This is a genomic window from Clostridium sp. (assembly GCF_047718555.1).
Taxonomy (GTDB): domain Bacteria; phylum Bacillota; class Clostridia; order Clostridiales; family Clostridiaceae; genus Clostridium_I.
In genome coordinates this window covers 1-10,532 of record NZ_JBDNRK010000089.1, presented here as the reverse complement: position 1 = coordinate 10,532, position 10,532 = coordinate 1, and the positions used below count along the sequence as shown (strand labels likewise).

General features: G+C 35.3%; 8 protein-coding genes. All 8 read right to left on the bottom strand.

Features of this window, described 5'->3' with window-relative positions; translation table 11 throughout:
- Positions 1-83: 83 nt before the first annotated feature.
- Entirely contained in the window at positions 84-953 is an 870-nt protein-coding gene (locus tag ABF633_RS19970; RefSeq protein WP_415526344.1) for an FAD binding domain-containing protein, read from the bottom strand.
- Complete coding sequence (locus tag ABF633_RS19965; RefSeq protein WP_415526342.1) at positions 947-1,423, bottom strand: (2Fe-2S)-binding protein; 477 nt, start codon at positions 1,421-1,423, stop codon at positions 947-949. The genes ABF633_RS19970 and ABF633_RS19965 overlap by 7 nt, the downstream gene beginning before the upstream one ends.
- Positions 1,407-3,545 (bottom strand): xanthine dehydrogenase family protein molybdopterin-binding subunit, encoded by a 2,139-nt coding sequence (locus ABF633_RS19960; RefSeq protein ID WP_415526340.1) that lies wholly within the window; start codon positions 3,543-3,545, stop codon positions 1,407-1,409. The genes ABF633_RS19965 and ABF633_RS19960 overlap by 17 nt, the downstream gene beginning before the upstream one ends.
- 54 nt (positions 3,546-3,599) lie before the next feature.
- A complete protein-coding gene (locus ABF633_RS19955; RefSeq protein WP_415526338.1) occupies positions 3,600-4,688 on the bottom strand; it encodes a 4Fe-4S dicluster-binding protein in 1,089 nt (362 codons plus the stop codon).
- Between the two features lie 29 nt (positions 4,689-4,717).
- Positions 4,718-6,055, bottom strand: a complete 1,338-nt coding sequence (ssnA, locus tag ABF633_RS19950) for a putative aminohydrolase SsnA (protein WP_415526336.1) — start codon at positions 6,053-6,055, stop codon at positions 4,718-4,720.
- A gap of 9 nt (positions 6,056-6,064) precedes the next feature.
- Positions 6,065-7,447 carry a dihydropyrimidinase gene (gene hydA, locus ABF633_RS19945; RefSeq protein WP_415526334.1) on the bottom strand — a complete coding sequence of 461 codons (1,383 nt, stop codon included), beginning with the start codon at positions 7,445-7,447 and terminating at the stop codon, positions 6,065-6,067.
- Between the two features lie 56 nt (positions 7,448-7,503).
- Positions 7,504-8,688 (bottom strand): YgeY family selenium metabolism-linked hydrolase, encoded by a 1,185-nt coding sequence (locus ABF633_RS19940; RefSeq protein WP_415526333.1) that lies wholly within the window; start codon positions 8,686-8,688, stop codon positions 7,504-7,506.
- Between the two features lie 146 nt (positions 8,689-8,834).
- Positions 8,835-10,421 (bottom strand): N-acyl-D-amino-acid deacylase family protein, encoded by a 1,587-nt coding sequence (locus tag ABF633_RS19935; RefSeq protein WP_415526331.1) that lies wholly within the window; start codon positions 10,419-10,421, stop codon positions 8,835-8,837.
- Positions 10,422-10,532: the final 111 nt, after the last annotated feature.

The window sequence follows — 10,532 nt, the reverse complement described above, 5'->3', positions numbered from 1 at the left end:
TCTAAGTTTCAGATGGAGAAAAAAACTCCACCTGAAACAAAGAACTCTGTTTATGCTCATCGTTGAACCTGATTTTTATACTTCTATATATTCAAATGTTCTAAAAAATCCACCAATAAATTTATTGCTACTTTCTTTCTATACTCTTTATTAGATCTCTGATCGTCAATAGGTGTTATGAAATTAGAATACTCCGCCGCAATATTATCTTTAATTAAAGCTATTTCCTTAAAAGTTTTTCCGGCAATGCTCTTTTCTATAACATCTGATTTAACAACAGCAGCAGCCACCGCTCCAAAAGCTATTCTTATATCTTCTACTACATCCTCTCTAACTCTTGCAATTCCTACAAAGGAGAGCTTTGATATAGCTGTTGCCTTTCTAGTTCCCACTTTTTTGTAATAGAATTTATTAAAGCCTTCTATAGGTAGTTTTATCTCCGTTACCATTTCATTTTTACTCAATATATGCCTTCCAGGTCCTGTAATAAAATCCTTTATATCTACTAATTTTTCTTCATTTAAGCTTTTAATTACAATCTTAGCATTCAATGCGTATAATAGTGGCAGAGTATCTCCGGCCGGAGATGCATTGCATACATTTCCCACCATAGTTGCTGCATTTCTTATGCCAAGAGATGCAAAATCTGATATTACTATCTTTATATAGTCAGGTATTATGCTGTTATCACTTATCTGAGAGAGTGTACAACCTGCTCCTATATTTATATAACTGTTATCTTTATAGATATTTTTAAGTTCCTTTAAATTATTTACAAATAGAGTATTCTTATCAAACCTCGGTATAAGACCTGATGGACTCTTTCTTCTTACCATAAGGTCGGTACCTCCGGCAAGAATTATAACTTCATCTTTATCTAATATTTCTAGGGCTTCTTGCAAATCTTCAGGCATATAAGTTATTATTTCTTTTTTATTTTCATTATCTACCATATGTCTTCACCCTTTTTCGCTGCCAACTTCACAGCATCGATTATTTTATCATACCCTGTGCATCTACATATATTCCCTGATATACCTGCTCTTATTTCATCTTCATTAGGATTTTTATTCTTAGTAAGCAGTGCATAAGATGCCATTATCATGCCAGGAGTACAGAAACCACACTGTACTGCTCCGGCTTCATCAAAGGATTCTTTAAGAATTTCAAATTCCTTTGTTCCCATAAGCCCTTCTATGGTTATAACCTTAGCCCCCTCTATATTGCCAACAGGAACACAGCAGGAATTAATTAGATTTCCATTTATTATGACAGAACAAGCTCCACATTCGCCTTGTCCACAGCCTTCTTTAGGAGATGTCAATTTTAAATCCTCTCTTAGTAAATCCAGCAATCTTCTTAGTGGATTTACTTTTAAGTTCATATCCTTATTATTCAGATTAAAATTAATTTTCACTTCCATTTTCCATCACCTCCATTAACAATTCTGGAGTTATAGGTATTTCATTAAGAGGTTTCCCTATAGCATTTTGTACTGCAATGGCATAGGCCGCTCCTGATCCTATTGTTGTAAGTTCTCCTACACTTTTAGCTCCAGAAGGTCCATTTTCATAAGGACAATTAACTAATTTACTGTGTATTTTAGGAAAATCCTTGGCAGTTGGAACAACATAATCCGTATTAGTTCTTTGAATAAGTCTGCCTTCCTTGGATTTCATTACTTCCATACTGGCATAGCCAAGACCTTGAGCTACTCCACCTTCTATTTGCCCTTCTACTATTCTTTCATCTATAGCTTTCCCAACATCAAATGCTGTCCAAACACCATTTACATCCACTTCATAGGTTACTGGATCAACTTCCACTTCCACTACGTTTGCTCCCCAAGAATAGGTATTGTAAGCATCTCCAACAAACTTTTCCGCATCCCATTTAAAACCTTTTGGATGTTCATATCTTTTTATAACTTCCATTTCCTCATCCTGCTTCCAGTTTGCCTTCATATCACGGGCAGCATTCTCTATAATCTTTCCAACTATCATAGTAGTTCTGGATGCTACTGTGGGGCCTGAATCAGGTACTCTATCCGTATCTGGATTGGTAAATATAATATCTTCAAATGGAATTTCCAAGATATAAGCTGCAATCTTTTTAAGTGTAGTACTGGCCCCTTGACCCATTTCTACATTTGCCACAAAAATTTCAACTTTGTTGTCAGCATATTTCTTTAATTTTACCTTTGCCTTTATAATATCTCTTTCTCCATTACCGGTAAAACCGCCACCATGGAAAAATACAGACATTCCAATGCCCTTTAGGGTATTTTTATATGCTTTACGTTTATTACTGTAATCAGACATATTATCCACAGTATCAATAATCTCTGGAAGAAGTATATCCTCTCTAAAGGTTCCTCCAGTGGAAGAAAAGTCTCCTTTTTTAAGTAGATTCTTTCTTTTAAAATTAAGAACATCTATATTAAGCTTTTCAGCAATATACTCCATATTAAGTTCTGCTGCTAAAAAGGCTTGTGGTCCCCCAAAGCCTCTATAAGCTCCTGTTACTACATTATTAGTAGCAAAGGCTCTTCCTCTAACTTTTACATTTTTTACATTATAGGCTCCAATTACTGCAAAGATTGTTCTTTGCAGCACTATATTTGATATTCCCGCATAGGCACCAGCATCCAACTTTACATCTGCCTCTACACCAATTATCTTATAATCTTTATCTAAATAAGTTTTTAATGTTATATCTGAAGGATGTCTCTTAGTAGTGCATTGTATGTCTTCGTCTCTATCAAATATAAGCTTAACAGTTTTCTTTGTCTTTAAAGCTGCTGCTGCCACTTGTCCTCCTAATATAGAAGGATATTCTTCTTTACCGCCAAAGCCACCACCAGTATTACTTTGAACAATCTGTACCTTATCGTATTCGACTCCAAGTGCTTCTACTACTGCATCCTTAATATAATAAGGGCACTGCATAGAACCTACTATTTTTACCCGCCCATCTTCATAAGAACCTACCATCCCCTGAGGTTCAAGATATACATGTTCCTGATATCCTGTTTTGTAATTTCTCTCAAACACATGAGCCGCTGTATCTTTAATACTCTCAATGTCACCTTTACCATATTTATAATCTGCAAAGCAATTATCCTTGCCATATATGATTTCTGCACACTTTTCAGCATCTGCTATGGTAAAAACTCCTGGAAGTTCCTCATAACTCACCTTTATTTTAGATGTTAATTCTTCTACTTTTTCCTTTTCAGGCCCTACTACAAGAAGAATTGGTTCTCCTATATAATTTACTATATCCTCTGCAAAAAAAGGTTGATCATAAAAAATCATTCTTACCTTATTTCTGCCTGGTATACCATCTTTATCTATAATAAAATACCCTTCTGGCATTTCAGGCAATTCTATAGAAAGCAATTTAGCTCTTGCCTTTTCTGATCTCAATGTCTTTGCATATAATGCATCTTTAAATTCCATGTCAGCTAAATATTTTGTAGTACCGCATATTTTTTCATCTACATCTATTCTCTTTACTGGCTTACTAATATCCTTAATAAACATATAATTTTCCCCCCTTCTAAAACCATAATTTTTAACCAAGCTGTTTATAATATTTTAAAGCTTTATAGCCCCAACTGGACAACGAGTGCTGCAGAGTCCACAGCCAAAACATCTAGAATTATCCACAACCGCCTTTTTATTATCCACAGTTATAGCCTGATATACACAGCTTTCTTTACACTTTCCACAGCCAATACAATTATCTTCAGTCACTACTGGATAAACAGTATCATATTGTGGAGCCTTTCTTTCCTTCATCTTCTCTATAGTCATACCTCTTATATCATCTAAAGATTTATAACCATGGCTGTCTAACCAGTTATTTGTTTCCTTTACTATTCTACCAAAAGCCTTATTTCCTTCAACTATAGCTTGAGTACAGACCTGAACTGCTGCTGCTCCAGCCATAAGCATTTCAATAACATCTTCCCCCTTGGTAACCCCACCTACTGCAAGTACAGGAATTTTTACTGCCTTGCAAAGTTCATATACATGTCTTAGTGCAATTGGCTTTATAGCTGCTCCAGACATCCAACCGTATCCTGCTTCACTGCCCATTTGTGGTAAACCAGTTTCTATGTCAATAGCAAAACATGGTCCTACCGAATTTATGGCAACCAGCCCATCTGCACCAGCAGCCTCTAGTGCCCTCCCGAATTCACCTATATCCGCAATTCCTGGACTTACCTTCATGAATACTGGCTTTTTAGTATGAGCCTTTGCTGCCTTCAAAGTATTTAATACAGGAGTTATGTCTCTTCCCACATAGTGACTGGATATTTCATAGGCATCTGCAAATTTATCCACTCTAGGAATTAGATTTTCTATTTGTTCTGGAGTATAGCCCATTCCAACAATTAAAGGTGCTCCGCAGGTTTTAGCCTTTTCATATTCCTTCTCAATCCAATGCTCCGGGCTAAGTTCTGACCAAAGCTCTGTGTTTAAGAATCTTGTCTTGTAGTCAGCCATGCAAGGCTTAGGTATATGAGCTGCTTCTGTAGATATAGTCTTACTTACTACTCCACCTGCTCCATTTTTTACACAATCTATAATCATATCTGCATTTCTCGAAGGTGGTCCTGCTGCAACCATAACAGGATTTTCAAATTCCATACCACCTATTTTTACCTTTAAATCTGCCATATGTTTTCCTCCTTATTAATAAATCTCATTTATTTATTATTTAGTCTATCCCATAAATTCTTAGAAACTTCTCTTGACTTCTTCATAACCATTTCTTCATCTATATTTACAAGTTTTCTATCCTTCATAACTACTTTTCCATTTATTATAGTGCTGACTACATTATTACTGTTCATTCCAAAGATAAGATGTCCTCCTGCATTTGAGCTATTGAAAGGAGTTGGGCTATTATAATCCACTATTATTAGGTCTGCAAAGGCTCCTTCCTTCACTATTCCAGCAGGTTTTCCAAATAATCTCTCAACTATTTCACTATTATTTTTGAAAGCAATTTTAATAGTTTCCGGCACACTCATAACTCTTGGATCTTTATCTACAAGCTTATGCACTACATAAAGGTTTTCTATCTCTCTAAACATATTTCCTGTAAATCCATCTGTACCAAGTCCTACTAGCACATCTTTATCCATCATATCTAAAATAGGAGGAATTCCAACTGCGTTATTCATATTGGATTCTGGATTGTGAACTACTATACTATTTGTTTTCCGTAGTATATCCACATCTTCCTTCCCTATGTTTACACCATGTACAGCTATGGTCTTCTCTCCTAGAACCTTCATATCCCTTAGTCTCTTTACTACACTCTTTCCGTAGTTATACTGGCTGAGTTCTTCATCCATATTTCCTTCAGATACATGAACATGGAACCCGCAGCCAAGTTCATCTCTCATAGCCACTGCCTCTTTTAGAGTTTCATCTGATACTGTAAATGAAGCGTGAAGTCCAAAGGAGCCTGTTATTAAATCATCTTTGTTATCATTACACTTCTTTATAAAATTATAATTTTCTAGAAGTCCTTCTTTTGCTATATCCATACCATCTCTCTCAGACACTTCATAGCAGTAATTTCCTCTAACTCCTACCTTTGAAAAAGCCTTGCTAAGTTCTTCAAGACTGCCTGTGCAAGCATAGGGGCTGGCATGATGATCTATTAAAGTAGTAGTACCACTTTTTACTGCATCTATAGCAGAAACTAAACCGCTGTAGTATACATCTTCCAATGTAAGTTTTTTGTCCAGTCTCCACCAAACTCTTCTTAAAACTTCTATAAAGTTTGAAGCCGGATCTCCATCTAGAATCATACCTCTGGCAAAGACACTGTATGCATGATAGTGGGAACATATAAGGCCAGGCATCACTATTTTTCCCTTGGCATCTAGTACTTCTTCTGTTTTATATTTTTTCTCTAACTCAGAGGATTTTCCCACTTCTCTGATAATATTATCTTCTATATAAACAGCAGCATTTTCTATAACTGTATTTTTCTCATCAAAGGTAACGATTGTTCCATTTTTTATAAGCATATTAACGTTTCATCCTTTCCAGAGATATCTACTTAAAAATTCTCCATAACCTTTTTCTCCTGTAAATACATTGTCCCGTGCAATAACTTTTCCTCTCACCATGGTTAGAACAGGATATCCTTTTAACTTCATGCCTTCATAGGGTGTATAATCAACATTTTCATGAAGCATTGTCTTTGATAATGTAACTTCTTTATTTTTATCGATGATTACAATATCTGCATCTGCTCCCACACTTATAACTCCCTTTTTAGGATATAATCCAAATATCTTTGCTGGATTAGTACTTACTACATCTACAAAGGTTCTTATATCAATTCTACCCTTCATGACTCCCTCAGAAAACATAAGAGGTATTCTAGTCTCTATGCCAGGTCCTCCATTAGGACATTTTGTAAAATCATCTTTTCCCCTCTGCTTATCACCTTTAAAATCAAAAGAACAATGATCTGTTGCAACCACCTGTATATTATTATTTGATATATTATTCCAAAGTAAATTCTGATTTTCTTTTTTCCTTAGAGGTGGACTCATTATATACTTTAAACCCTGCATATCCTTCTCCCTATATTTATCTTCATCTAGAAATAAATATTGAGGACAGGTTTCTGCCATTACATTTTTACCTGCCTGCTGAGCTTTTATTATATGTTCCATACTCTTTTCACAGGATACATGGACGATATATAATGGTGCATTTCCAGCAACGGATGCTAGACTGATCATCCTATTTACGGCCTCTGCTTCGCTTTCTTCTGGCCTGCTTAAGGCGTGGTATATAGGCTGAATTTTACCTTCTTTAATAAATAAATTTCTGAAATAATTTATTACACCATCATTTTCACAATGTACTGTAGTAATAGCTTCCAATTCCTTAAGTCTAATCATAACCTTAAGAGCCTCTTCATCACTGACTTTATTGTCGTAAGTTAAATATATTTTAAAGCTGGATATGCCCTCTTTTGTTACCATGTCTTCCATTTCTTCTAGTATATTTTCATTTACATGCTGAATAACTCCATGAAAACTATAATCTATAACTGAATTACCCTGTGCATATTCATGATAGACCTTTAACTGATGATGTAAATCACAGCCTTTTGGTCCAAAGCCCATATGATCTATAATAGAAGTAGTTCCGCCACAAGCCGCTGCCACAGTTCCAGTATAAAAATCATCTTTAGCCACAATATCTCCCATGTGAATATTCAGATGTGTATGGGCATCAATACCTCCAGGAACTACAAATTTATCACTGGCGTCTATAATCTCATCTGCAATTTTATTTATATTCACGCCTATTTCACTTATTATATTGTTTTCTATATAGATATCACCTATTAGTTCTTTATCTTCTGCTATTATGGTTCCATTCTTTATTAAAACACTCATATCCCCACCCCCTTTTAGATTATCAATAAAAATACTGTCTGCTTATCAAATGAAACTCAAACAAGATTAGCTTTAGCTATTAAATAATATCCCTTCACAGCTTTTAACAATTGATCTATTTCAATATATTCATCTATAGTATGTGCTAAATTTTCCTTTGAAGGTCCAAAACCTATAGTCTTTATACCTGCTTCTCCGGCATAGTGGCTTCCATTAGTACAGAAGGAATAATGAGTAATTTCTGGATTTAATCCCGCTTCAACTAAGCCCTTATAAGATTTTTGTACATATTCATCCTGCTCATCAAGTACCCAACCAGGGAAAAATCTTTCACCTTCAATTAAATTTCCTGTGTAACATTTTTCAGTTCCAGCAGCAAAACTTGCCTTTGCCTTAAAACTTGAATCTTTTTCTTCTGCTTCACTAATTATATCCAGTATAGGTTTCAGCACACTTTCCTTAGTTTCTCCCACTAAAAGTCTTCTATCGTAAGTTACCTTGCAGTAATCCGGTACTACAGAAGCTCCTGGATAAGGTGAAGATTTAATATCTGTGAGTTCTAAAATTCCGTCTCCTAGAAAATCGTCATGCTGTTTGCTTATATGTCTTATCTTTTCAATTAGTTTATTCATTTCATACACTGCATTGATTCCCTTTTCTGGATTGGCAGAATGAGCTGGTTTTCCAAAGGTCTCTACTACTATCTCCGCTCTTCCTCTCTGGCCTCTTTTAAGATTGCAGTTTGAGGCTTCACCTATGACTACATAATCCGGTTGAACCTTCTTACTTATCTTTCTAGAGGCAACCCCTTCAAAGCATTCTTCATGTACAACTCCTGATACATAAATATCTCCTGCAAACTCCTTATTTGTATCCTTTGCAAAATATGAAAGGGCACAAATCATTGCACAGAAGGCACCTTTCATATCAGAGGCACCTCTACCGTATATCCTTTTATCAACTATATCTCCACCAAAAGGATTCTGAGTCCACTTTGTCTCATCTGGTACTGTTACTGTATCTATATGTGCATCAAACAATATTTTCTTTCCATTTTTATTTCCTTTTATGTGACCTATTACATTTCCATAATCGTCCACAAAGAAATCATCGTAACCCATGTCTACAAAGGCTTTTTTAGCTCTTTCAACCACTCCATCCTCTTCTCCAGAGTAACTTCTTATACGAAGTAAATCCTGACATAGTTCTATTATTTCTGCTTCTCTTTCTTTAGATATCATTTTTACATTACCTCCAACACAGTATAATTACTAAACCTTCATTGTCCACTACAAATACCCTATTCAAGTTATCTTACTACCATCTTAATTTGAACAAACCATACAAAATTTGTTATTTTGGTGAAACAGCTTGCTAATTTTTAAACTTATATTCTAATAACCTTACCTGTTAACTTATCAGACCTTTTGCCCCTATTTAATATTATCTCTCCATTTATAATCACAGTTTCAATTCCATCAGAATACTGGTCAGGCTCTATAAAACTTGCTTTATCTATTATGGTGTCAGGATTAAATATTACTATATCTGCCTTTTTCCCTTCTGCCAGTTCTCCTCTATCCTTAAATTTAAACACCTGAGCTGGTTTTAAGGTCATCTTATATATGGCTTCTTCCAGTGTAAGAATTTTTTCTTCTCTAACATATTTTCCTAATATCCTTGGGAAAGTGCCATATACTCTGGGATGTGGTTTTCCTGCAAGCAGTCCATCTGTACATACGTTCTGCTCTTCTCTTTTCATGAATTTAATTATATGTTCTTCCTTACCATAATAATCATACATACCTACTGCATTTTCCTCTTCATATAGTAAATCAAAAACAGCATTATAGGCATCTTTTCCTCTAAGCTTTCCTATTTCATTGAGATTTTTTCCTATACAGTCCTTATTTTTCTCAGTTTTAACGCTGGTTACATATATATTATCAATACCTGCAAAGTCTATGAAATTATCCCAACCAGATATACCATTTTCTATATCACAAATCATCTTTTTTCTTAATTCTGTATCCTGAAGTCTCTTTAAAAGCTTATCAGTACCTCCATCGTGAACCCAAGGAGGCAGTATTACTCCAAGCATTGTACTTCCTGCTGCATATGGATATTGATCAAAGGATACTCTTATTCCCTCCGCTTTTGCCTCATCTAAAAGCTTCAGCATTTCATCAATTTTATCCCAGTTCTTTTTTCCACAAACTTTAAAATGAGAAAAATGAATTTTTACGCCACTTTCTCTTCCTATTTTTATTATTTCCTTCATGGATTCCACTATAGTGTCAGCTTCACTTCTCTGGTGCACTACAAAAACTTTGTCATGTTTTGCTACAACCTTGCAAAGTTCAATTATTTCACCAGTTTCTCCATAAGCACAAGGCATATATATAAGTCCAGAAGACAGCCCAACTGCACCAGCTTTTAATTCTCTCTCTGTTATAGCTTTCATTTTTTCTACATCTTCAACAGTTGGCTTTTTATTGCCAAGGCCCATGGCTTCCATTCTTATATTTCCATGAGGAACAAGGTATGCCATATTGGGACCAACACCTGATTTTTCTAATAAGTTAAGGTAACCCTCAGTATTCTCCCAATCCCAGGAGAGCTTATCGCTATCTCCATCAAGTCCTGCCAAGTTTTTTCTCCATGGACTTACGTACTCCTTTGGAAGTGGTGCCATAGAAATACCATCCTGGCCAAGAATTTCTGTAGTTATACCCTGTCTGACCTTTGGCTCTATATATCCGTCTATCAATACTTTTAAATCAGAATGACTATGAGTATCTATAAAGCCAGGACAAACTACTTTACCTCCAGCATCTATTATATGGTCAGCTTCATTTTCCTCTATGCTGCCAATTTTATCAATATTCTCACCGGATATAAGTATATCACCAGAAAATCTCTCTTTACCTGTGCCATCTATTATGAATCCATTTTTTATAAGGACTTTATTCATTTAATCACCTACTTTATATTATTAGGCATGTGAAAATAAATAGTAAGTCAAAGATGCGACGAATATTTTGAATCCAACAAGGAAGCAGGTGACCAGGATAGTGGGCTATCT

Coding starts and splice junctions, on each gene's coding strand:
- ABF633_RS19970 (WP_415526344.1), bottom strand. CDS start 953: ATGGTAGATAATGAAAATAAAAAAGAAATAATAACTTATATGCCTGAA.
- ABF633_RS19965 (WP_415526342.1), bottom strand. CDS start 1,423: ATGGAAGTGAAAATTAATTTTAATCTGAATAATAAGGATATGAACTTA.
- ABF633_RS19960 (WP_415526340.1), bottom strand. CDS start 3,545: ATGTTTATTAAGGATATTAGTAAGCCAGTAAAGAGAATAGATGTAGAT.
- ABF633_RS19955 (WP_415526338.1), bottom strand. CDS start 4,688: ATGGCAGATTTAAAGGTAAAAATAGGTGGTATGGAATTTGAAAATCCT.
- ssnA (WP_415526336.1), bottom strand. CDS start 6,055: ATGCTTATAAAAAATGGAACAATCGTTACCTTTGATGAGAAAAATACA.
- hydA (WP_415526334.1), bottom strand. CDS start 7,447: ATGAGTGTTTTAATAAAGAATGGAACCATAATAGCAGAAGATAAAGAA.
- ABF633_RS19940 (WP_415526333.1), bottom strand. CDS start 8,688: ATGATATCTAAAGAAAGAGAAGCAGAAATAATAGAACTATGTCAGGAT.
- ABF633_RS19935 (WP_415526331.1), bottom strand. CDS start 10,421: ATGAATAAAGTCCTTATAAAAAATGGATTCATAATAGATGGCACAGGT.